Annotated in this window: 20 protein-coding genes; 6 read left to right on the forward strand and 14 right to left on the reverse strand. The window is 67.4% G+C overall.

The window, feature by feature from the left end:
- Nucleotides 1-60: 60 nt before the first annotated feature.
- The 5 genes from ACZY0X_RS18725 (at nucleotide 61) to ACZY0X_RS18745 (ending at nucleotide 4,552) form a co-directional block, all read left to right on the forward strand.
- Complete coding sequence (locus ACZY0X_RS18725; protein ID WP_463772529.1) at nucleotides 61-363, forward strand: WXG100 family type VII secretion target; 303 nt, start codon at nucleotides 61-63, stop codon at nucleotides 361-363.
- Between the two features lie 31 nt (nucleotides 364-394).
- Nucleotides 395-682, forward strand: a complete 288-nt coding sequence (locus ACZY0X_RS18730) for a WXG100 family type VII secretion target (RefSeq protein WP_463772531.1) — start codon at nucleotides 395-397, stop codon at nucleotides 680-682.
- 93 nt (nucleotides 683-775) lie between these two features.
- The gene (locus tag ACZY0X_RS18735) at nucleotides 776-2,182 is read left to right on the forward strand and encodes a MinD/ParA family ATP-binding protein (RefSeq protein ID WP_463772533.1); all 1,407 of its coding nucleotides are present in this window, start codon (nucleotides 776-778) and stop codon (nucleotides 2,180-2,182) included.
- A complete protein-coding gene (gene eccD, locus ACZY0X_RS18740; RefSeq protein WP_463772534.1) occupies nucleotides 2,179-3,708 on the forward strand; it encodes a type VII secretion integral membrane protein EccD in 1,530 nt (509 codons plus the stop codon). Before ACZY0X_RS18735 ends, eccD begins: the two co-directional genes overlap by 4 nt.
- Before the next feature lie 13 nt (nucleotides 3,709-3,721).
- Nucleotides 3,722-4,552, forward strand: coding sequence for a hypothetical protein (locus ACZY0X_RS18745; RefSeq protein ID WP_463772535.1), 831 nt, complete (start codon nucleotides 3,722-3,724; stop codon nucleotides 4,550-4,552).
- 142 nt (nucleotides 4,553-4,694) lie between these two features.
- On the opposite strand, the gene ACZY0X_RS18750 is transcribed toward ACZY0X_RS18745, so the two are convergent.
- The 14 genes from ACZY0X_RS18750 to ACZY0X_RS18815 form a co-directional block, all read right to left on the reverse strand.
- Nucleotides 4,695-4,994, reverse strand: coding sequence for a hypothetical protein (locus tag ACZY0X_RS18750; RefSeq protein WP_463772537.1), 300 nt, complete (start codon nucleotides 4,992-4,994; stop codon nucleotides 4,695-4,697).
- Nucleotides 4,995-5,090: 96 nt separating this feature from the next.
- Complete coding sequence (locus ACZY0X_RS18755) at nucleotides 5,091-6,071, reverse strand: isopenicillin N synthase family dioxygenase (protein WP_463772538.1); 981 nt, start codon at nucleotides 6,069-6,071, stop codon at nucleotides 5,091-5,093.
- A 196-nt stretch (nucleotides 6,072-6,267) separates the two neighbouring features.
- Entirely contained in the window at nucleotides 6,268-7,326 is a 1,059-nt protein-coding gene (locus ACZY0X_RS18760; protein WP_463772540.1) for a DNA polymerase III subunit beta family protein, read from the reverse strand.
- A gap of 74 nt (nucleotides 7,327-7,400) precedes the next feature.
- Nucleotides 7,401-8,669 carry a secretion protein EccK gene (locus ACZY0X_RS18765; RefSeq protein WP_463772541.1) on the reverse strand — a complete coding sequence of 423 codons (1,269 nt, stop codon included), beginning with the start codon at nucleotides 8,667-8,669 and terminating at the stop codon, nucleotides 7,401-7,403.
- 1,172 nt (nucleotides 8,670-9,841) lie between these two features.
- Nucleotides 9,842-10,804 (reverse strand): hypothetical protein, encoded by a 963-nt coding sequence (locus ACZY0X_RS18770; protein WP_463772543.1) that lies wholly within the window; start codon nucleotides 10,802-10,804, stop codon nucleotides 9,842-9,844.
- Nucleotides 10,805-11,788: 984 nt separating this feature from the next.
- Nucleotides 11,789-12,583: a hypothetical protein gene (locus ACZY0X_RS18775; RefSeq protein ID WP_463772544.1), complete on the reverse strand. Its 795-nt coding sequence runs from the start codon at nucleotides 12,581-12,583 to the stop codon at nucleotides 11,789-11,791.
- Nucleotides 12,584-12,592: 9 nt separating this feature from the next.
- Nucleotides 12,593-12,934, reverse strand: a complete 342-nt coding sequence (locus ACZY0X_RS18780) for a YbaB/EbfC family nucleoid-associated protein (protein ID WP_463772545.1) — start codon at nucleotides 12,932-12,934, stop codon at nucleotides 12,593-12,595.
- Nucleotides 12,931-14,535 (reverse strand): PPE domain-containing protein, encoded by a 1,605-nt coding sequence (locus ACZY0X_RS18785; protein ID WP_463772547.1) that lies wholly within the window; start codon nucleotides 14,533-14,535, stop codon nucleotides 12,931-12,933. The genes ACZY0X_RS18780 and ACZY0X_RS18785 overlap by 4 nt, the downstream gene beginning before the upstream one ends.
- 49 nt (nucleotides 14,536-14,584) lie before the next feature.
- Nucleotides 14,585-15,982, reverse strand: coding sequence for a type VII secretion protein EccE (gene eccE, locus ACZY0X_RS18790; protein WP_463772548.1), 1,398 nt, complete (start codon nucleotides 15,980-15,982; stop codon nucleotides 14,585-14,587).
- Complete coding sequence (mycP, locus tag ACZY0X_RS18795) at nucleotides 15,979-17,328, reverse strand: type VII secretion-associated serine protease mycosin (protein ID WP_463772550.1); 1,350 nt, start codon at nucleotides 17,326-17,328, stop codon at nucleotides 15,979-15,981. The genes eccE and mycP overlap by 4 nt, the downstream gene beginning before the upstream one ends.
- Before the next feature lie 181 nt (nucleotides 17,329-17,509).
- On the reverse strand, nucleotides 17,510-17,767 hold the full coding sequence (locus ACZY0X_RS18800) for an HPr family phosphocarrier protein (RefSeq protein WP_463772551.1): 258 nt from the start codon (nucleotides 17,765-17,767) through the stop codon (nucleotides 17,510-17,512).
- A 24-nt stretch (nucleotides 17,768-17,791) separates the two neighbouring features.
- Nucleotides 17,792-19,804 carry a PTS fructose transporter subunit IIABC gene (locus ACZY0X_RS18805; RefSeq protein ID WP_463772552.1) on the reverse strand — a complete coding sequence of 671 codons (2,013 nt, stop codon included), beginning with the start codon at nucleotides 19,802-19,804 and terminating at the stop codon, nucleotides 17,792-17,794.
- Between the two features lie 4 nt (nucleotides 19,805-19,808).
- On the reverse strand, nucleotides 19,809-20,804 hold the full coding sequence (locus ACZY0X_RS18810) for a 1-phosphofructokinase family hexose kinase (protein ID WP_463772554.1): 996 nt from the start codon (nucleotides 20,802-20,804) through the stop codon (nucleotides 19,809-19,811).
- Entirely contained in the window at nucleotides 20,801-21,580 is a 780-nt protein-coding gene (locus ACZY0X_RS18815) for a DeoR/GlpR family DNA-binding transcription regulator (protein WP_463772555.1), read from the reverse strand. The genes ACZY0X_RS18810 and ACZY0X_RS18815 overlap by 4 nt, the downstream gene beginning before the upstream one ends.
- A 102-nt stretch (nucleotides 21,581-21,682) precedes the next feature.
- Here ACZY0X_RS18815 and ACZY0X_RS18820 point away from each other — a divergent pair, with 102 nt between their 5' ends.
- Complete coding sequence (locus ACZY0X_RS18820; protein ID WP_463772557.1) at nucleotides 21,683-23,380, forward strand: phosphoenolpyruvate--protein phosphotransferase; 1,698 nt, start codon at nucleotides 21,683-21,685, stop codon at nucleotides 23,378-23,380.
- Nucleotides 23,381-23,396: the final 16 nt, after the last annotated feature.

Raw genomic sequence — 23,396 nt, forward strand, 5'->3', positions numbered from 1 at the left:
GCGGAAGGACTCGCCATTTCCCGTGGTGAGGACACAGGAAAATAGAAAAGGTAAACACCGATGGCACAGATGAATACCGATGCCGCTGTCCTCGCCAAGGAGGCAGCCAACTTCGAGCGCATCTCCGGAGAGCTCAAGGGCGTTATCGCACAGGTTGAGTCCACTGCCGGCTCGCTCGCTGGTCAGTGGCAGGGCCAGGCCGGAACGGCAGCGCAGGCCGCGCTCGTCCGTTTCCACGAGGCCGCTCAGCAGCAGATCCAGCAGCTGAACGACATCTCGTCGAATATCCACACATCCGGCACGCAGTACACGTCGACCGACGAGGATCAGACGTCGACGCTGTCCTCCGCGATGAACCTCTGACCACAACAACTTACGAAAACGGAGATCACTAATGTCAGAACAGCTTTGGAACTTTGCAGGCATCGAGGGCGGCTCGGGCGAGATTCAGGGTTCGGTGGCGACCACCGCCGGCCTGCTCGACGAGGGCAAGGCGTCGCTCGGCGCGCTGGCCGCCGTCTGGGGTGGCTCGGGCTCGGAGGCCTACCAGGGCGTGCAGATGCGCTGGGACGAGGCGTCGCTGGAACTGAACAACGCGCTGCAGAACTTGGCGTCGACCATCAGCGAGGCAAGTGCCACGATGGCGCAGACCGAAGCCGGCGTGACCGGGATGTTCGCCTAACACGACGGACCGCGGAGGTGGGCGGGCTGGCCTAGAGCCGCCGCCCACCTCACCGCGTTACCGGGCGTGACCCCACTGTTGAGAGGTTTCCCCATGTCGGCCGACTATGACCGGCTCTTTCACTCGTCGGACGCCGCAGAAGCGGGCGACGACGAGACGACGACCGTCGACCCCAAGGCCGTTCAGGCCGCGTTGGCCGCGTCCGCGTCGATGCCCACCGGCACCGGTCGCCCGGACGTGTCGGCCGATCCCATGCCCGTGACGCCGGCGGTCGCCCAGGCCGCTGCCGCGCCGCCACCGAGGGCCACCGAGATCACCACCCAGATGCGGCCGACCCCGCCGGCCACCGGCCAGCAGCGGGCCGTGCAGCCCAACGGCATGATGCGCGCGCCGCAGGGATCCGGGTCCGCCGGAGCCCGCTACGAGCAGCAGCGCTCTGCCCCGGCACCGCTGGCGCGGCACGCACCGACACCCGCACCGTCGCAGCACTTCGCGGACGCTCAGATGGAGGGCCAGGGTGCCTGGACGGGTGGGCAGCCCGCATTGGCGTCGGCCGCGAGCATCGGCAACCACCGGGCGATCGACGCGCTGTCGCACGTCGGCGTGCGGTCGGCGGTCAAGGCGCCGTCGCAGCGCGGATGGCGCCGGTTCCTGTACCTGCTGACCCGCATCAACGTGGGACTGTCACCCGACGAGCTCTACGAGCTGGATCTGTTCGCGCGGATCCGGCGCAACGCGCGTGACTCGTACCAGATCGGCGTGTTCGGCCTGAAGGGCGGCGTCGGCAAGACCGCGGTCACCGTGGCCCTGGGCTCGGCGCTGAGCAAGATCCGCGGCGACCGCATCCTGGCCGTCGACGCCGACCCGGACGCAGGCAATCTCGCCGACCGCGCGGGCAGGCAGTCCGCGGCGACGATCGCAGATCTGTTATCGGACAAGGAATTGTCGCGTTACAACGACATCCGCGCGTACACCAGCATGAACGGCTCGAACCTCGAGGTGCTCTCGTCGGAGGACTACAGCGGCGCGCGCCGCGAGTTCAACGAGGAGGACTGGGCGGGCGCGGTCAACATCGTGTCGCGGTACTACAACCTGGTGCTCGCTGACTGCGGTGCCGGGCTGTTCCAGTCGAGTTCGCGTGGAGTGCTGTCGACGGTGTCGGGTCTGGTGATCGTGGCCAGCGCCTCGATCGACGGTGCACGGCAGGCCGCGGTGACGATGGACTGGTTGCGCCAGAACGGCTACCAGGATCTACTGGGTCGGTCGTGCGTCGTGATCAACCACGTCGTACCGGGTAAGCCGAACATCGACGTGGAGGACCTGGTGCAGCAGTTCGAACGCCACGTTGCGCCGGGCCGGGTCATCGTCCTGCCGTGGGACAAGCACATCGCCTCGGGCACCGAGATCGAGTTGGAGCTGCTGAGTAACACCTTCCGGCGGCGCACGGTCGAGTTGGCCGCGGCGCTGTCCGACGACTTCGACCGGCTCGAGCGCCGTTGACCGCCACGGCCGCCGCACCCAGCACCCCGGGCGTCACGCCTGGTAGGCCATCGACGACCCGGGTCACCGTCTTGACCGGACGTCGCATGACCGATCTGGTCTTGCCCGCGTCGGCCCCGGTCGAGACCTACATCGATGACACGGTGTCGGTTCTCGGCGATCTGCTCGAGGATGCGCCGGCCGACGTGCTGGCCGGTTTTGACTTCAAGGCGCAGGGCGAGTGGGCGTTCGCGCGCCCCGGCGCTCCGCCGCTGCGGGCCAGCGAGTCCCTGGATGACGCGGGTGTGGTCGACGGAGCGCTGCTGACCCTGGTGTCGGTGAGCCGCACCGAGCGGTACCGGCCGCTGGTCGAGGACGTGATCGACGCGATCGCGGTGCTCGACGAGTCGCCGGAGTTCGACCGCACCGCGCTTAACCGTTTCGTCGGTCTGGCCATTCCGTTCGTCGCGCTCGTGCTCACGGGCGCGTCACTGCGCGCGTGGTCGACGACCGGGCACAGCTGGTGGTGGACGCTCGGGGTCGGCCTGCTGGGTCTCGGGGTGCTGGGCGGCAGCATGTTGGCCAAGACCCGGTACGGCAACATCGACATGTCGGAAAGCCTTCTGGTCGCCGCGGTTCCGCTGTTGGCGGGCGCGGCGGCACTGGCGGTTCCGCTGCCGCGCGGTATCGACGGGCTGGGTGCTCCCAACGTCGCCGGGGCGGCGGCGGTAGTCCTGCTGCTGGTGTTGGCGACGCGAGGTGGCCCACGAAAGCGCGCTGAGGTGGCCTCATTCCTGGCCGTCACGGCCATCGCGGTCACCGCGGCGGCCATCGCCTTCGGCTACGGGTGGTCCTACTGGGTGCCCGCCGGTGCCATCGCGTTCGGGCTCATCGTGGTGACCAACGCGGCCAAGCTGACCGTCGCGGTCGCGCGCATCGCGCTGCCTCCGATCCCGGCGCCGGGTGAGTCGGTCACCAACGAAGAACTGTTGGACCCGGTCTCGGTGCCTGAGGCCTCCGACGAGGAGTCCCCGACGTGGCAGGCGATCATCGCGTCGGTCCCGGAGTCCGCGGCCCGACTGACCGAGCGCAGCCGGCTGGCCAAGCAGCTGCTGATCGGTTTCGTCATGGCGGGTGCCACGGTGCTGTCCGTCGGCGCGATCACCGTCGTGGTGCAGGGGCACTTCTTCGTGCACAGCATGATCGTGGCGGGTCTGGTCACCGCGGTGTGCGCCTTCCGCTCCCGGCTGTACGCCGAGCGGTGGTGCGCCTGGGCGCTTCTCGGGGCCGTGGTGGTGATTCCCACGGGTGTGGCCGTCAGGCTGTGCGACTGGTACCCGGACATGGCATGGCTGGTGCTGGTGCTCTATGCGGCGGCCGGGATGGTGGCGCTGATCGTCGTCGGTGCGACGGCGGGTGTGCGCCGGGTGTCGCCGGTGACCAAGCGGATCCTCGAGCTGCTCGACGGTGCGGCGATCGCCGCGGTGATCCCGCTGCTGCTGTGGATCGCCAGCGTGTACGACCTTCTTCGCAACCTGCGGTTCTAAGGCGAGGTGTGACATGTCGATTGGTAGCAGTGCCGGTGCTGGGGACCTGCTGAGGGTCGACCCGGAGATGCTGTCGCAGTTGGGGTCTCAGCTGCAGGCGTCGGCGAGTGCTCTCCCCGAAGCGCCAGCGCCGTTCACGGTCAACGGCGGCGACGCCATCTCGCAGGCGATCACGGCGAAGCTGCCCGGCCTGGAGACCCCGATCATCGAGGGCCTGCCCGCGGTGAAGGAGGCGGCCGGGCAGACGGCGTCGAACATCGTGTCCGCGGCGGGCAAGTATCAAACCACTGATGAGCAGCTTGCAGCCGAGTACGAGAAGCACCGGTTCGACGGGTCGGGTTCTGGCTCGGGTGGCTCGGGCGGCTCGGGCGGTGGTGCTGGCTCGGGTGGTGCTTCGGGCGCAGCGGGAAGTGCCGCTGGCGCTGCCGGAAGTACCGCCGGTGCGGGCGGTGATGCGATGAGTCAGATGAGCCAGATGATGGGCACGCCGATGCAGATGGCCAGTCAGGCTGCGCAGATGCCCATGCAGGCGATGGGCGCTGTGTCGTCCGTGCCGCAGAGTGCCATGCAGGGCGTGCAGCAGATCAGCCAGATGGCCGGCGGCAAGGGCGAGGGCGGTGGTTCGGGGTCGGGCTCGGGTGACGCCCCGGCTGCTCCGCAGCAGGAGGAACCGCGCCCCGAGGAGCGTTCCACTGAGGAGCAGCAGGCCGCCGCATCCGAGGAGCGCCGTGAGCGAGTGCCGGAGTCTGCGGTTGGTCAAGCGCCGCAGCCAGATTCAGCGGTTTCGGATCAGCGTCCTGCTGGGCCGCGGCATGCGGCGCCGGATCCTGCTATCGACGTGTGAGGTTTGAGCCGGGTCGCATGAGCCGTCACGGCTGCGGAGCCAGCACTGCGTGTGCCCGCCTCTGAGCGACAATCTCGGATGGGGCCCCGAACACGACAATGGGGCACCCCCGGTCGGGGATGCCCCTTCGTCGTCGTAGGACCTACTTCACGTCCACGTAGACCGTCTTGTTGGTGACGGTCGTCTGCCGGCTGTCGCCCGGGTTGCCCGAGTCGGTCCGACTGTAGGTCTGCCCGGGACGTATCGCGACGACAGTCGCCTGGGAAAGTGGCCTGCTGCCAAGGTGATTGACGATCACCTTGTAGCCCTGCTGCTGGAGTTGGTTGATGGTCTGCTGCGCGCTGCCCGGGCCACTGGGGGCCGCGACCGCAGGAGCGGCGAGCCCGAGAACGGCTGCCGCCAAACCGCTTGCGACGATGGTGGCGATGCCGAGGTTCTTCATTATCGTGTTTCCTTCCTTTCTCACATCCGCTGCCGAGCCGTGGCGCAAACGCCCTCGGTTCGGCCCGCAGTTGGTCCTGGGGCGCAGGCCGAACACTCAGGAAGGGCTTAGAGCGTAAGCAAGCCTGAACTTTTCGAGCATGTATGGCCCTGATACCACCGGCGCGTACCGTGCCGGATAGTCGGGCGTGGCGCACGTGGGAATGCACTCGATGGTGGCATCGAAGTTGGGTTGGTGGAAGAAGGGGATGCTGAATCGATCGCCGCTCGGCTTGTCTGAGTCCGTGCTGACCACGCGGTGAACGGTGCTGACCCAGCGGTCATTGGTCCACCGCGCCAGAAGGTCACCAATGTTGATGACGAACGACCCCGGCACCACTGGCACGTCAACCCACTCGCCGCGATCATTGAGAACCTGGAGTCCGCGCTGGGATTCGTCTTGGAGCAGGATCGTGAGATTGCCCCAGTCGCTGTGCTGGCTGAGGCGAATGTCTTCGGGCGCCTGGTCATCGGCCGGGTAGTAGTTGGACATGAGGTTGGAGTGGTGTCGGTCGATCTTGTCGTCGAACCAGTCCTCGCGAAGACCCAAGGCGAGGGCGAACAACCGGGCCAATTCGGTGGCAAGGGAAGCCATCTCGGAGTAGTAGCTTTGGTAGGCAGTGCGGAATCCGGGGACCTCGGGCCACCGTTCTTCGACGAGCACGCGCTCGTCGGTCCACCCGGGCCCATCTATGCCCTCCGGGTTGCCCAGCGGAACGTAGACGAACTTCTCGACTCGGTCCGGTGCTTGGTGCTCAGCCTCGACGTCGGCGTGATCATTGGTCGCCGACAGCTTGCCGTTGCTGCTGAACCCACGCGCCAGCGGATCGGCTGGATCAGCGTGCAACGAATCCTTCGCGCTCTGGGGCAAGGCGAAGAACGAGCGCACCGACCGATTCATGTCCGCGATCACGTCATCGGGCACGCCGTGCCCGACAAGGATAAGAAATCCACTGCTTTCGAAGCACCGGCCGATGGCTTCAGCGACGACTTGCCGTTGCTGCGGATCGCTGTCGCGGGCGCTGCTGATGTCGATCACCGGAACGAATCCGTCACGGAGTACGACTTTGTCTACGATTACGTCTTCTTGGTGTGCTTTCACATCCCGAACGTAGAATCTGAAGTGCGGTTGAGGTCAAGCGCCGCCTGTCACCCGATCTGTCAGTCGGTGTGGGGTGTAATCGACGTCACCGTTCGGGTCAAGGAACCGTCGGTGGTTATGGCCGAGGTGGGGTTCAATACGCAGGATTGAGACACGGCATGACGAGCGTGGTGAAGTCGCCGTCATCGGCTGATCGGATGGTGGCCGGTTGGTCGGCCCCCCGGAGGTCGAGCATCAGGTGGTTGCCCAGTGCGTGGCTCACCGCTGGGTACAAAGTGGTCAGCTCGAACCAGAGTGTCAGGTCGGGACCAGACGCGGTTCCGTCGAGTTCCACGGCGCAGTCGGGCAGCAGGAGGCTCGGCCGGTCGGCCGCTACCCGCAGGCCGATCCTCTCTGGCGCCTGTTGTTCTAGCGCCTTGAGGACGTCCTGCTTGTCGACGGTAACGCGATGTGACACAGGGGGAAGTGAACTAACCAGAAGCTTGTAATCAGGAAAGACCTCGGCCAGTAGGCGGCAGTGCATCACGGTGGTGTCGGCCATGCGCAGGCCCAGGCTCGTTTCGCTTGCTTCCAGCGTCACGCTGGGGGTTCGTCGGAGTCGCGAGGCTGCGGCCTGGAGATCGTCTCCGACCAGCGTCCCTGCCCAGGAAGTGGCAGATGGTTGGCTGGGTACCAGCGTCCGCGTGGCCAGGCGGTAGCGATCGGTTGCGGTCAGCGAGATGGCATCGGGATTCGCTTCTAGGCGTGCACCATTCAGGACCGGGATGTCGGGATTGTGAATCGTGGTGGCCACGATCTGGTCGATCGCCGCTGCGAGGACCGGACCCGACAGCGTGCAAATATTGAGACGATCCGCCTCCCCAAGTGACGCCTTGAGCGTCGCGGCTGCCCGTTGTATCCCGGCTGCCTCTGCGGCAACCTTGGCGACTTGATCGTCGATCAGCTGCGCCGCCTCATGAGTGCCGGCGGAGAAGAATTTGCCGATGGTGGGCAGCGGCATCCCGATCTCGCGCAGCTGCCGCAACTGCGAGGCGCGAGCGAGCTGCGACTCGCTATAGAGCCGGTATCCCGTGAGCGGGTCGACCTGCTGGGGATGAAGCAAGCCTGCATCGTCGTAAAACCGCAAGGCGCTCGCGGTCAGTCCGGCGAGCTTGGCGAACGCGCCGATCGAAATCAACTCTGGGTCAGTCACTCGAACATCGTCAGGCCTCAACCAGCTTGAATGTCAACCGAGACGAGAGCCATCAACGTCTCGCCCCGCAACAATTAGACGACCGTCGCCCCGGTGGCCAGGGCGTCCGACATCAGTACGCTCAGGTGCTGCCAGTAGACCCAGTCGGTGATCGCGGCGCGCTGCATGGCGGCGTTGGGCGCGATGTGGGCGCGGTAGAGCGCCTGTTCCTGGGCGTGCTCGGCGTAGTTCACGAAGGCCTCGAGGTGAACACCGGCGCGCTCCGGGGAGGTGCTCATCATCGGTTTGATGAGTTCGAACCACAGCGCGTTCGAGTTGTCGGTCGGCGCGCTGGTGTCGGTGGGTGCCGGGGGAAGCAGCTCGACGAGCGCGGCATCCGGCACCGACGCGAGGCGTGCGGCGATGTCCGGTGCGATGACCTCAAGGCGGCCGCGCCCCTCCATCTGCCCGCTCTCGGGGATGTCATCAGCGCGCAGAACAACTTTCGCCACGCCCGGGTCGAAGCTGGCGAACTGCTCCTCGGTGGCGATCACGGCGCGCAGCTTCTGGCCTCGCGCCTGCGCCCAGCCCTGAATGGCAAGGACGGGGTAGGTCGCCCACTTCGCGCGCTCCTGCGGCAGGATCGACTCGTCCGCGGTCGCCATGGTGACCTGCGCGGGGAGGTTGACGCTGTCGGGGATGTAGCCAAGGCCGAAGCTGTTGGCCACGACGATCGAGCCGTCGGCGGTGAGCCCGGTGACCCAGTAGAAGCCGAAGTCGCTCACGCCCATGTTCAGCGCCGCGGCGATCCGGCGGGCCTGGATGAGGGCGGCGTTGCCGTTGTTGCGCTTGCGGTTCATCGCGCCGCCTGCCGACGCTGACAGGATCGCGTCGCGCTCCAGACGTGCGGCCGAAACCGGAACGGGCGCAGCGCCCATCGCACTGGGGTCCAGCTTGGTCGAGGCGGGGTTGACCCCGGGGCCGCCCGGGGTCGCCGACGCCGCGGGGTTGTTGGTCACGGTTCCGCCGCCGGGTGGCGTGGGCGCCGCGGGCGACGGAGTGCTCGGCGGGCCGAGCGGCATGGCCGGTGCGGCGGGCATCGATGGTGAGGCAGGCGTACCGCCGCCACCACCTCCGCCGCCGCCCCCGCCACCGGAGCCACCGACGCCACCCACGTTGCCCAGGCCGCCGCTGCTGGAACCGCCGGATGCACCGGATGCGTTGGCAGCTGAGCCGGGATCGACGGGAAGCGAGGGCGGGGCGACGGGTTGCAGTGGGCTCGCCGCCGCGGGAGAGATCGGTTGTTGTGAAGCCGGAACGGCCTGAGCCTGGCTCGCGCTCATGGCCTTCGCGACGTCGTCCACCTTCGGTTGTCCAGTGCCCGCGGTCTGTTGACCCCCGCTAGCACCCTGTTGGGCATCGGTTTTCGCCCCATCCAGCGGAGACTTGCCCTCGCTGCTGGTTTGCGCTGCAGACGTCTGGCTGGGCGAGGAGGACGATGAACCGCCTCCGCTGCTTGAGCCAGTGCCGCCGGACCCGCCGCCTGAGGAACCCATTGATCCAGCAGTGGTCGAGGGACGGCTGGACGGGGGTGTGGGTGCGTTTGTTCCGCCGAGCGCGCCGGCGCTGGCGGGGGGAGGAGCGGGTTGAGGGGCGCCGCCGCCTTGGATGTTCTGTTGTCCAACAGGTTGCGTGTTTGTGGCGGAGGCGGCTGCGGGTGGGTTCGGGGTTCCTGCGGGCGCGGGTTGGATTTCTCGGCCGATGGGTTGTGTGTTTGTGGCGGAGGCGGCTGCGGGTGGGTTCGGGGTTCCTGCGGGTGCGGGTTGGGTTTCTCGGCCGATGGGTTGTGTGTTTGTGGCGGAGGCGGCTTGGGTGGCCGGACGATGTTCATCTCGCTTCACAAATTGGTTTCCACCCCCGCGAGCCGCGGGAAGCGCATTACTGTTCGTTGTCGGCGGCAAATTAGAAGTTGCCGCAATGAGGTTCTGAACCTTGGCGGGCAGGAAATCGTCCGTAACCGGAGGTGGACTGTACGGCTGTCCAGCAGAGACAGCAGCGCCCGCCGCCGAAACTATAGATGTATTTTCCCGAAGCGCGGCGGCGATGATGGCGGCTATGTCCGAAGTCCGCTGTGCTTCATCGGCGTAGTCGGCAGCCGAGGCTGCGTCTATTGCCGCCTGCGCCATATTGCATATGGCAATAATCGCATTCTTTGCGCTAATAACAGTCGCTTGAGTCTGCAAGTAGAATGAACTGGCGGTCGCTAGGGCGTTTGCAACCGATGTCATATGTTCGATTCGAGCGTCTACGTGTTTCTGCCCCGCGCTGGCCGCAGTACCAAACCAGGTGCTTCCATCGAACAGTGATGTTTTCGCCATGCTCCAAACCGCGACTTGCGAATCAAGCTGGATGCGAATGGCATCAAATCCGAGTGATCGCTCGAGAAGCATATTCTCGTCTAGTTCTGGCCAAGCAGTCGGAGGCGTATTCATCTCACCTTTTCGCCCGTCGACCGGCCTGGCGATAGTAGTCATGGCTATGCGCCACCGGCCTGGCAGGCAGCTGTGATCGTGTTGCCAAAACGGAACGCCGTTGAGGCCAGAAAACTGTCCGCTTTAACGTAAGATTCTCCCGCTGATACGTAGGCGCGAAGATAGAGTGCCGCAGCTTGGGAGAAATCGGCGAAAACGGCGTTGCCGCTTTGCTTTCCAAGGGTTTCAATGTCCGCGGCATACGCAGTCAACTTCGGCAGAGTGGACATCTGTACTGTTCGTTGCTCAGGTGTCCACTGATCGCCCGTCACGTTTGTATCGGAACCTTGCCAGTCGGCAGTCTCGGAGTTAAATCGCTGATCCCGTTCCAGCCAAGCCGAACAGGAGCTATTGGATGAGGCTAGGAATGGTGATGGATTGGCTAGGTCGCCCAAATCCAAGATGCTTGAAGGCGGCGACGCGGGGGGTAGTGCTATCGAACGATTCGTCGCGCCGTAAGTAATCGCATTGCACAGTGCTGTCAACGCGCTCCCCGCGCTTATATTCGCTGATGCTAGAAAATTGTCAGACGGAGTGTAAGTCGGAATGCTGTCTGCATATGCGCGGCCGTACGCAATGAACTGTCCGTAGAGTTCTCGAACTACGCGGTGGGGAGTTTGCTTGCTGAGATTGACCGCTTGGTCCGCAGCGTTTCGAATTGCTGTTATGGCGGTTTCAACCTGCTGCTGCTGCTCAGCTGTCCATTCAGAAGCTGGTCCGAGGCTGTTGCGCTCATCTGCCCAACCGTTCGTCTCGACACTGGCGAGTGCATTGTTGATCCCAGTGTATGCATCGCATGTCGGCTCTTCAGTAATGATCGAAACTGGCCCAGTGTCATTGGCGCTCGCGATATCCGACGGAGCGCTGGACGTCGGAGGATTTGAGGGGTCATTGCCCCCGTCGCGCGTGAAGAGCAGAGTGGCACCAATGCTGATCCCGACCACCAACAGAACCGCGATGGCGATCAACAGCCACTTGGTGCTGTTCCCGTTGGGAGGAGGACCGGGAGGCTGCTGCGGCCACGGTCCTTGGGGAAATCCCGGTGGCTGTGGGCCGGAGTAAGGCTGCGGCGGACCCGAGTGCTGCGGATGGCCGCCAGGAGGAGGTCCGTAGGGCGGCTGACCGCCTGGTTGTTGCGGCTGCCATCCACCTTGAGGGGGCATGCTCACGAGTCCGCCCCCGTGGTCGAAACAGTCACTTCCGAACCCCCGCACGATCGATTGCCCACTCGGAGAAGTTTACCGACGTCGTCCTAGGCCAGCGTAAGTTACGAACTGACCGGTAGAACGCATGAGTTTTCCAGTCCTCCTGAGCAGATTTTGCATGGCCGCACGTCACAGGGCAGTGAATGCCATGCAGTTCCCCGTCCTGGTCGCTTGAGAACTGCAGCGCAATCGCGTGAGAGCCGCGCCGGATGTCCCGAATATCGTTCGTCGATTCGGCAATAGTGAATGAAGGCGGCAACCGTCCGCTTCGTGACACTGATTTCCGAGCGCTCATCGGTCGACTCGTGACTCAGCGTTGCGGGGAAGGGTTGAGACGGACGAGGTGAGCGTGCTCGTCTGCCTCGGGCCGTCCGGCGTTCGTGAGACTGTGATCGAAATCAGCCCGCCACGGAGTGGCATGCCCCAGCTATTAGGTTGGCGACCCGAAATCCGGTATAGACAAGCCATCCGTCTGGTGTCGTGTAATCGTCCCCCGCAGCTACGTATGCGTTGATGTATAGCGCTGCTGTGAGTGCAAAATCCGCGAGGACTGAATTGTCGGCATTTCGGCCTGTTGCGGACATCTCGCTTGCCAACGTCGTTAGCTGAGGTCGCACAGATTGCTCAAGTGCCTTGCGTTCAGGCGGCCATTGGGATCCAGGTAAGCCACCGTCTCGGGTTTGCCACGCGGCGGGCGACTCCGCGTTGAACTTGTCGAGACGAGCGACCCAATCGGTGCATGTTGAATCAGCCTTTGTGATGAAGGGTTCGGCAGCTGCCGGATCTACGGGAGGGCCTGTTTGGGTCGGCGGCCCCTCTGGCGGCAATGACAATGAACGGCTCGTTGAACCTAACTCGATTGCGTTTGCAGATTCCAGACATGGCATTGCCGGCGCTCACGGTGACCGATGCCATACCGTCGTCTGCGGGCTTGTAGTCTGCAACTCTGCTGGCATAAGCCTTGCTGTACGCGATGAACTGCTCGTAGATCTCACGCACAACGCGATGAGGCGTCTGCTTAGCCAAGGGGATAACCTGAACGGCGGAATTTCGCATCGCAGTCGCCACCGACTCAACCTGACTGCGCTGTTCGGGTGTCCAGCTTGAGGCCGGCCCGAGTCCGGCACGCATTTCGCCCCACCCGCGCGACTGAATATCGGCGAGGCCTTTCTGGATTGTGTTGAACGCCTTGCACGTCGGCTCTTCAGTAATGATCGAAACCGGCCCAGTGTCATTGGCACTTGCGATATCTGAGGCAACCCCCGACGCCGACGCCCCGGAAGCATCTCCATCCCCGTCCCGCGTAAAGAGCAGCGTCGCACCGATAGTCGCGACGATCACCAGCAGAACTGCGATGGCGACAAGCAGCCACTTGATGCTGTTGCCCTTCGGCGGCGGCGCCGGCTGCTGCGGCCACGGTCCCTGTGGAAATCCCGGCGGCTGCTGGCCGGAGTACTGAGGAAAGCCGCCAGGCGGTGGACCATAGGGCGGGGGAGTCCCCGGTTGCGGCGGCGGCCATCCGTCTTGAGGCGGCATGCTCACGCGTCAGCCCTACCGATCCGACTCATCACCATCACCAGTGATGTCAGCGACCATCGAGTCGATTCGCTCCCGATCCGCATCCAGCGATGACGTGGCTTCCTCCATCGCCTTCTGCAGTGCCTCGTTGACGCGCGCCTGCACGGTCTCCGCACCCAGACGCAGCAGGCCGTCCTCGATGAACACGTCGGTCAACCAGCTGTGCCCGTTGAGCGTCACCTCCACCGTCTCGGTCTCGTCGGACGCGGTGAACGTCTGGGTGTTCATCTTGGCCAGCTGGTCGTCCATCACCGACTGCAGGCGCTGCGCCTGTGCCAGCACCGCGGCCACCTGCGGATGCATCTCCTCGCTCACTTGGAGTCCTTGCCCTCGGTGACGTCCTTGCGCCGCGGCCGATTACCGATCACGGCCTCCGTCCACGGCCTGTCCTCGTTGTAGAGGTCCTCATCCGGCGACAGGCTCGGCGTGCGCTTCTTCTCGGTGCCGCCGCCGCCCTGGCCGTGTCCGGCGCCGCCCATCGGCATGCCACCGCCCATCATGCCGCCGCCGCCGCCGCCAGCCGCGCCGCCGCCGGACACCGGCGCACCACCCGGTCCCGCGCCGGTGCTCGGCCCGACGGACACACCACCGATGTTGGGCTGCAACGGCATCGACGGAACACCGCCACCACCTGCGCCGCCACCACCCGAACCTCCTCCGGAACCGCCGCCCGCGGCGGCGGGACTGAGGTCCGGTTCGTCCAGAAACGGCATGTCCTCGGGCGAACCGCCGAGATCAGGCATGCTCGGTAGCCCACCGGAGCCGCTGCCTCCCGACGAGCCACCCGAGGGCGACCCACCACCCGACGGTGACCCACCACCGGACGGTGACCCACCACCGGCGGGCTGCTGCTGCGCGGCGGCCGGAGACACCTGGGGCTCGCCCTGGGGTATCTGCGGCATCTGCCCGGGCGTCGGGCTACCGGGGGGCGTGCCACTGCCGCCGCCACCACCGCCGGCGCCCGCTCCGGAGCCGGTCCCCGTTCCGTCGCCGGGCTTCTCCTCGATCTTCTTGAACCGGCCCTTGTCGCGGTCGGTTCTCTTGTCGTTTGTGGACGCCGGCGGCGTCGGCGTGCACTTGGGTGGGGCCGGCATGTCCAGTGGCGTTGCGATAGAGGCTCCCGCGTACTTGCCGAGTACTTCCTCGGATTGCTGCTGCATCTTCATGCGGATCTGCATCAGCATGTTCTGCTCCGCCAAGCTCTGCGAGATCATGATTCGCGCGTTGATCTCGTTGACCTCGTCCACCGTCGGATGCTCGCCAACGGCGCTGCGATGGACCTGCGCGAAGTTCCCGGCCTCGTCAGCGAGCTGCCGAGACGCGTTCGCCATCTCCTCCAGCCACCGCCGGTGGCTCTTCAACTGGTCGAACGCAGCCTCTGCGGCGCCCCCCTCCCACTGCACGCCGCCCAAGTTGAACGACTCCGAGCGCGCCTCCAGCGCACTGGCGTAAGCGGTCCACTCAGTCTTGAACGCCTCGAGGGACGCGGCCTGATCCGGCTGTGCGATCTCGGCAGCGGCCTGCTCGAGCATCACCAGCGGCGAGGCGTGGCACTGATAGCTCGGATTCGGCGGCAGCGGAATGGACGGCGTGGTGGCCGGCGCCGGCTGCACCGGCGGAATGGACGGCGCCGTCTCGCCGTTGTCGAGTGCGACGCCGGCCTGCTCATCGACCTGCCGGTAGGCGTTCGCGGCCGACCGGAACGTCTCCGCCAACCGAATTGCCTCGGCCTCGCCCGACCTGGCGTAGCCGAGCATGACCCCGGCGGACTTGTTCAGTTCACCCACCGCGTCCCGGGCCACCTGCAGCCCACACGGCGGCAACGGCTCCCCCGGCGCCGTGGGCATCGGCTCGCTGATCTCGGCCGCCTTGGCGTCCAGTTCAGCGGGCTCGACCTTTACCTGCTCCCCCGACATCTCTCCTCCTCGATGTCTGCGCACGGTTGCCCGTGCACACCAACACTTCTCACTGCTCGAGCACCATCTGGTAGCGGCTCTCCTCGCGCGGGTTGATCAGCTGGATCGGCAGCTGACGGTGGCGAGGCGTGTCGATGAAGTTGTGCCGCAACACCACCCGGCCGACACCCGGGTGCGGCCCAAGGTACGTCGTCGAGTTGGGCCACCCGATCTTGGCCACCTTGCCCACCCGGGCGTTGATCACGCCCGCGAACTCGGCGAACTGCGGACCCAGCGTGACGATGGCGCCCGCGGCCGCCGAGCGCACCACGAACTGGGTGAACAACCGCGAATCGCCCAGGTTGATGCTGACGTCGACGTTGTCGAACGGCATGTACACCGGGTAGCGGTCGGCGGTCTCCCCGATCAGGACGCCCGCCGAACCGATCGGCAGCTCGTAGTGCCGGTCGGTCACCGGGCTCAGCCCATTCAGCGCGGCCCGCTGCCCGCCGAACAGGCATGAGAATCCGCGTGGTGTCGACGGATTCGCCAGCGTCGTCAGCAGCACGGTGGTGGTGGGCGGCAACCCCGGCTGGATGCGCACCCGGGTGATGGTGTGATCCGCCCGCGCCGACCACCACACGTCGGGGCCGCCGGGCGCGGTGTAGGCCGCGGTGAACGTGCTGCGGCCCTTGATCGAGGACCAGCTCTCACGCTCGAAGCTGATCTCGGTGGCTCGGTCGAAGTCATCGAAGCTGCGGGCGCACCGCGCGTCGATTCCGTTGCTGGACAACTGATCTGCGACCCGTGTCGTCGACGACACGAGATAGCGTGCCAGCCCCGCCACACCGGTGTCGCGGCGCAACGCGGCCTTGTGCGTCTCCTCGGGCTTCGCGCGCAGCACGATCCACGTCCGGCGATTGGCCGGCGCCGGGTAGGGGCCGACGACCTGCTCGTAGAGCGAGACCAGGCTGGCCGGGGCCGTCTTGCCCACGCGGTGTCCGGCGGACACGACGTCGGCTTCCAGTTCGGGGCAGTGCGCACGCAGCAGGTCCTCGACGAGCTTGGTGCTCACCACATCGTCGGTGAACGCCTCACCGCCGACGATCACCGTCGGCGTGAACGGGCGCGGCACGAGCTCGATGACGGCCACCAGGTGATCGCCCTGCCACCTGACCGCGACATGATCGCCGGGCATGACCGTCGCACCCACGGCAGGCTCGGACGGGGCCTCGGGCGCGGCGCGGTGACGCCTGCGCCAGGAGAAGATCGCGACGATCCACCCGGCGAGCCGGCGACCGCGCACCGTGAGCACCGCCGCGATCGCGATGAACACCGCGAGCGTGATCCCCAGCCACATCAGGTCCAGCTGGATGAACACCAGGATGACCGCCGGGATCAGCGCCGCCGCCCACAGCAGATGCCCGGTGGTGAAGCGAAAGCCGAAGTGCGCCAGCAGTGTCCTCATCGACGGCTCAACGCGCGTCGGGCCATCGCGCCGATCCCGAGGATGAGCACCAGGCTGGCACCGGCGATGACGACGATGGTGATGGGTCCACGGTCGGGCGGTGGGATGTACACCGGCGGCGGCAGCTGCTTGACGCTGTAGGGCACGTCCTTCGGACCCTCCGGCACGTCCCACGTCAGGGCTGCCACCGGATCGATCACGCCCGCGCCGACGTAGTTGTCCACGCCACCGCCGGGATGGCGGGCGGTCGCGGTGATGCGATTGATGATCTGCGCCGGGGTCAGGTCGGGGAAGCGCTGCTTGACCAGCGCGGCAAGACCCGACACGTAGGCCGCCGAGAACGAGGTCCCGTTGATCGGGATGAGACCGTCCTGGCCCTGCAGGGCGTTGACCGGGTTGCCGTCATAACCGAGCGCGACGATGTTCTCGCCGGGCGCCGCGGCACCGAGCCACGGACCCGACATCGAGAAGCTGCTGGGCTGACCGTTCTCGGCCACGCTGCCCACGGTCAGGACCAGCGGCGAGTACCAGGCAGGCGAGACGATGGTCTGCACTTCCTGCCACCCGCGCGGATCGGCGGGCACCGCGGCGTCCGGCGGCGGGTTCTGGGTGCAGTCCTGCCCGGTGTTGCCCGCGGCGACTATCACCACCGCGTTCTTGACGTTGGTCGCGTACTCGATGGCGGCGCCGAGACCGGACTCATCGATCGGACGGGTCACCTTGTAGCAGGCGGCCTCGCTGATGTTGATGACCTGCGCGCCGAGATTGGCGGCGTGCACTATCGAACGAGCCAGGCTGCGCAGCGATCCCGCCGTCTGGGTGCTGTTGGGGTCGTTCGGATCGGTTCGGGCGCCGACCGGCTGGAAGTTGTCCGACGTCTGGCGCAGCGACAGGATCCGCGCGTCGGGCGCCACACCGATGAAGCCGTCGGTCGGCGCGCCCCGGCCCGCGATCAGCGACGCGGTGAGCGTGCCGTGCGAGTCGCAGTCGGACATGCCGTCGCCGCCCTTGTCGACGAAGTCGCCGCCCGGCTGCGCGGGCACCCGCGCTGAGCCGGTCACGCCGGTGTCGATGACGGCGACGGTGACACCCGCGCCGGTGGCGAACTTCTGCGCCTCACCGAGTCGCAGATAGGCATTGGGCCAAGGCTTGTCGACGAAGTTGGAGTTCGGGAACACCATGGGCGCCGAGCACGCACGTCGCTGCTCGGTGGGCTGATCCGGCCCCGTCTCATCCGGTGGCAACGCCCCCCGGTCGATGGTCGGTGGCTCGATGGCCACCGCCGGCGGTGCGCATAGCAAAGCCAACGTCACCGCGGCCAACAACGCTGCTAGGCGATGCACCATGCGACATTCCCCGTCACCGTCGTCACGTCTGACATGTTCCGAGCTCTCTGCAGCAAACCAACTTGCCGCCGTGGCCCGGCGCATTCCATGACGTCACGCCCCCTGTCCAGTTGCACGCCGCAATCCTAACGGTGGCTGATAGGGCTCCGTTCCGGTTTCTTGGCGCGCACCGGAGGTGTTCTCAGGCGTCGAGATCCTGTTCAACCAGGTCAACGACCGTCCTCAGCGCCGCCTCGTCGTCGGATTCCACGGTGACCTGGGCTCCCTTGCCTGCGCCGAGGGTCATGATCATCAACGCGGAGCCGGCGTCCACCGGCTCACCGCCGTCGATGGCCAGAGTCACGGGGACTCCTGCGGTGACGACGGCCCCGGCGATGATCGCGGCGGGGCGGGCGTGCAGTCCGATGGCGGAACCGACGGTCACTGTCTTGCTGGGCATGATTTCTCCTCGTTGATTGGGTGGTCAGGCGTTGGCCAGCGCGGCGCTGGGTTCTGCGGGGGTGCGTTCGGCGAAGAACTGCTTGGCGGCGACGACAGCCACCGCGCCGACGACGGTGCCGACGGCCAGCGCGACGAGGAACCACACCAGGTGGCCGATCGCGAAGAACACGAAGATGCCGCCGTGGGGCGCCTTGAGTGTGACGTCGAAGGCCATGATGAGTGCGCCGGTGGCCGCGCCGCCGAGCATCATCGACGGGATGACTCGCAGCGGATCGGCCGCCGCGAACGGGATGGCGCCCTCGGAGATGAACGACGCGCCTAGAAGCCATGCGGCACGCCCGTTCTCACGCTCGGGTTCGGTGAACAGGTTGGGCCGCAGCGTCGACGCCAGTGCCATCGCCAGCGGCGGGACCATACCGGCGGCCATCACGGCGGCCATGATGCGCAGCGATGACGGGTCGGCGACGTTGAGCCCGGCGGTGGCGAACGCGTAGGCCGCCTTGTTCACCGGGCCACCGAGGTCGAAGCACATCATCAGGCCCAGGATGATGCCGAGCACGATCACCGAGGTGCCCGACAGGCCGCCGAGCCAGTTGGTCAGCCCGGTTGTCACGGCCGCCAGCGGGCGGCCCAGCAGGAAGAACATCAGCAGGCCCACGATGAGGGTGGCACCCAGCGGAATGATCACCACCGGCATCAGGCCACGTGCCCATCGCGGCACCGGGATCCGGCTGATCCACAGCGCGGCGAACCCGGCGATCAGGCCGGCGACGATGCCACCGATGAAGCCCCCGCCGACGGTGACGGCGACGTATCCGGCGGTGAAACCCGGTGCGATGCCGGGCCGGTCGGCGATCGCGAATGAGATGTACCCGGCGAGCGCGGGAACCAGGAAGAAGAAGGCCAGCCCGCCGAGGGTGAACAGCACCGCGCCCAGGTACTGGACGAATCCGCCCGGCGGCAGGTTGGTCAGCGAATTGGTGGTGGCGATGATCTTGCCGAGGTTGTCGGTCTGACCGTCGGGGGTGTTGGCGATGTCGTAGCCCGCGAACAGGAAGCCCAACGCGATGAGCAGACCGCCCGCGGCGACGAACGGGATCATGTAGCTGACGCCGGTGAGCAGGATCTGCCGAGTGCGCGTGCCCCAGCCGACACCACCCGACGACGACGAGCTCGCGGACTCCGCGGCGCCCCCCTCGACGCGCGCTGCGTTGGGATTGTTTGCGGCGCTTAACGCTTCGGAGATCATCTTGGCCGGCTCGTTGATCGCCCGCTTGACACCCGATGCGACGACGGGCTTGCCCGCGAAGCGGCCCTTGTCCTTGACACCGACGTCGGTGGCGAAGATGACCGCGTCGGCGGAGGCGATCGTCTCAGGGGAGAGGGGAGTGCTGCCCGATGAGCCCTGCGTCTCGACGTGCAGCGTGACGCCGGCCTCCTTGGCGGCGGCGGACAGGGAGTCGGCCGCCATGTAGGTGTGGGCGATGCCGGTGGGGCACGCGGTGATGGCTACCAGGGTGCGCTGTCGCTTCTCCTCGACCGGTGCGGCCGCTGGTGCGGGCGTGGCGGCGGCCGCGGCGGTTGGAGCCGGGTTGACGACGCCCTCCACCAGGTCGACCACCTCTTCAGCGCTGGACGCGTCGCGCAGCGATGCGACGAACTCCTTGCGGACCAGGGCGCGGGCCAGGCTGGACAGCAGCTTCATGTGCTCCGCGCCACCGGATTCCGGTGCGGCGATCAGGAACGCGAGATCGGCGGGGCCATCGGGTGCGCCGAAGTCGACCGCGGGCGACAGCCGCGCGAACCCGATGGTGGCCTCGTCGACGTGCGGCGAACGGCAGTGCGGGATCGCGATGCCGCCGGGCAGCCCGGTGGCCGACTGGCCCTCGCGCGCCATCGCCGCCGCGATCAGGCCCTCACGGTCGGTGGCACGTCCGGCCTCGGCCAGCCTGCCTGCGAGGAGGCGGATGACGGACTCCTTGTCACCGCCGGCGTCGACGTCGAGGGCGACCATATCGGTGCTGATAATGGACATCTCGCTACTTCCTCGTGCTGGATGGGGCATTGGTGGGAGACGGTGTGATCGCATACAGCGCCACGGCGTCGAGATCGATCTGGCCGGGCGACGGGAGTGCCGAACCGGGCAGTGCCGCGGCGGCGCTGCCGTAGGCCACCGCCATCTGGAGGCGCTGCGGTGGCGGGGCGCCACCCGCCTCGGCGCGGATGTAGCCGGCCAGTGAGCTATCACCCGCACCGACGGTGCTGCGCGGAGTGATCGGCGGCGGTGTCGCCATCCAGGCTCCGCTCGCGTCGACGAGGACCGCGCCTGCGGCGCCCAGCGTGACCAGGATGGTGCGTGCGCCGCGCTCGATGAGCTGATGAGCCGCCGCCACCACGGGCTCGGGATCGCCTGCCGCGGCGGCACTCTCCAACGCCTCGGCCGATGCGCCGACGAGTCCGGCGAGTTCCTCGGCGTTGGGCTTGATGACGTCGGGGGCGGCGGTGCCGAACGCCGCGGCCAGCGCGGCCAGTGGACGCTCGGAGGTGTCGACGGCGACCTTGCACGGTGCTGTCGCGAGCATGGCGACCACCTCGGCGTACCAGCTGTCGGGCAGCCCCGGCGGCAGCGAACCGGACAGCACCACCCACGCCGCGCTCGCGGCGGCGTCGACCACCGCGCGGGTCAACGCCGCGCGCGCGGTGTCGTCGAGCAGCGCGCCGGGCTCGTTGAGTTTAGTTGTGGTGCCGTCGGTCTCGGTGATCGCGACGTTGGTGCGGACCGCTCCCGTGACCGGAACGCACCGGAACGAGACGCCGCTGGCCTGCAGCGCCGACACGATGGGATCGGTATCGGCGGCGGGTAGCACCGCCAGCGTGTCCAGCCCCGCCAGGGTCAGGGCGCGGGCGACGTTGACGCCCTTGCCGCCGGGCTCGGAGATGGCGGAGGTGATCCGGTGGACGGCGCCGCGCGTGAGCGGTGTGGCGAGCGTGACCGTGCGGTCGATGCTGGGATTCGGCGTGACGGTGACGATCACGACGCCACCTCGGCGCAGAGGACCTCGACGCCCTCGTCGACCAGGGCCTGCCGGTCGGCGTCGCTGATCTCGCTGTCGGTGATGAGGGTGTCGACGCTGGAGATGGGCGCGAAGCTCACGAAGTCCTCCCGCCCGACCTTGCTGGAGTCGGCGGCCACCACGACGTAGTTCGCGCAGCGGACCATCGCCCGCTTGACCGCGGCCTCCTCGCTGTCGGGCGTCGACAGCCCGTGGCGCGCGCTGATGGCGTTGGTGCCGATGAACGCGATGTCGACCCGCAGGGAGTCGAGTACGCGCACTGCCTGCTCGCCGACCACGGCCTGCGTCAATCCACGCACCCGACCGCCCAGCAGTTGCAGTGACACCGAGCTGATGGGCGCCAGTCGAGCCGCGACGGGCACCGAGTTCGTGACGACGGTGAGATCGCGGTCGGTCGGCAGGTGTGCGGCGATGCGGGCCGTGGTCGTACCGGCGTCGAGGAGCACCGAGGCGCCGCCGAGCGGGAAGAACTCCGTCGCGGCCGCCGCGATGGCGTCCTTGTGGTCGGCGCGGGTGGACTCGCGCTCGCCGATGCCGGGTTCAACCAGGTGCAACGCCCGAGCCGGGACGGCGCCGCCGTGGACCCGCCGGACCATGCCCGCCCTGTCAAGAGCGGCCAGGTCACGCCGCACGGTCTCGGTGGTGACGTCATAGGTCCGGGCGAGCTCGGTGACTGATGCGCGGCCCTGGCTGATCACCAGCGCGGCGATCGCTTGTTGGCGCTCTTCGGCGTACATGCGCATCCGTTCGTGTGGGAAAGCTGCGGTCCAAAAGTTGTTATGTGTTGTTTTACTCCCGACTGTGTTGACTCGTCAATGATTTCTAGTAATCTGCATCACATGAGCGCAACGCAGCCCCGTACGTCACCCATCGCTTCCGGGCAGGTGCTCCCGGGTGTTCCCGCGGTGGGCGGCGTGCAGTACGCACCGGTGATTCGGCCGGGTGCGCGACCGCGGCTCGACGACGCACCGGTCGCCGACGTGGCGGAGTCGGGGCGACCCGATGAGGTGGCCCGGCTGCTGGCCGCCACCGGTGCCGTCGCGGACCGGCTCCGAGTGCGCGCCGGTCACGCGACCGGGGTGGCGTCTGAGGTCTTGGCGACCACGGCGACACTCGCGCAGGACCGGGCCTGGCTGGGTGATGCCGAGCGGCGCATCAATGACGGCCTGCCCGCGACCCGCGCCGTCGGCGCCGCCATCGACAAGATCGCGACGGCACTGGCCAAGGCTGGCGACCTCATGGCCGAGCGGGTCACCGACCTGCGCGACATCCGCGACCGCGTCATCGCCGAACTCAGCGGCCTGCCCGAACCTGGCGTGCCCGTGCCCGACCGGCCCTCGATCCTGTGCGCCGAGGACCTCGCGCCAGTCGACACCGCCGGCCTGGACGCGGCACTGGTGGTGGCACTGGCCACCTCGCTCGGCGGCCCGACCAGCCACACCGCGATCATCGCCCGCCAGCTCGGCATTCCCTGCGTGGTGGCCGTCGCCGGTCTGGACGCCGTGCCCGCGGGCGCCATGATCATGGTCGACGGCACACTCGGCACCGTCACCGTCGCGCCCGACGAGCGGACGGCGACACAGGCCGTCGCCGCCTCCCGCCGCGCCGCCGAGGCCGCCCAGCAGTGGCGGGGGCCGGGCGCCACCGCCGATGGGCACCAGGTCGCGATCCTCGCCAACGTGCAGGACGGCGCCGCCGCGCGGTCCGCCGCGCAGACCCCGGCCGAGGGTGTCGGGCTGTTCCGCACCGAACTGTGCTTCCTCAACCGCGACACCGAGCCCACCGTCGACGAGCAGGCGCGGATCTACGGTGAGGTGCTCGAGGCGTTCGGAGGCCGCAAGGTGGTGGTGCGCACGCTGGACGCGGGGTCGGACAAGCCGCTGAAGTTCGCGGGCCACCCCGAGGAGGCCAACCCGGCGCTCGGCGTTCGCGGCATTCGCATCGCCGACGGAAATCCCGGAATCCTGACCCGGCAGTTGCAGGGCATCGCCGACGCCGCGAAGAACACCGGCAGCGAACCATGGGTGATGGCGCCGATGATCGCCACCGCCGGTGAGGCGGAAGCCTTTGCCGCCCAGGCCCGTTCATTCGGCCTGACGCCGGGTGTGATGATCGAGGTGCCCGCCGCGGCACTGCTGGCCGACCGGATCCTGCAGCACGTCGACTTCCTGTCGATCGGCACCAACGACCTCACGCAGTACACGATGGCCGCCGATCGGATGTCGGCCGAACTCGCGACGCTGACCGACCCGTGGCAGCCCGCGGTGCTCGCGCTTGTCGCGATGGCGGCCAAGGCCGGCAACGCGGTGAGCAAGCCCGTCGGCGTGTGTGGCGAGGCCGCCGCCGATCCACTGCTGGCGTGCGTGCTCGTCGGCCTCGGGGTGTCGTCGCTGTCGGCGGCGTCGACGGCCATTGCGGGTGTCGGCGCGAAGCTCGCGCAGGTGACGCTCGCGCAGTGCCGCGCCGCGGCCGACGCGGCGCTCGCGACGGCCACCGCCGCCGAGGCCAGGGCAGCCGCCACCGCCGCGCTGACCTGAGTCTGGGGAATAATCG

This window comes from Mycobacterium sp. IDUB_39 (genome assembly GCF_055419205.1).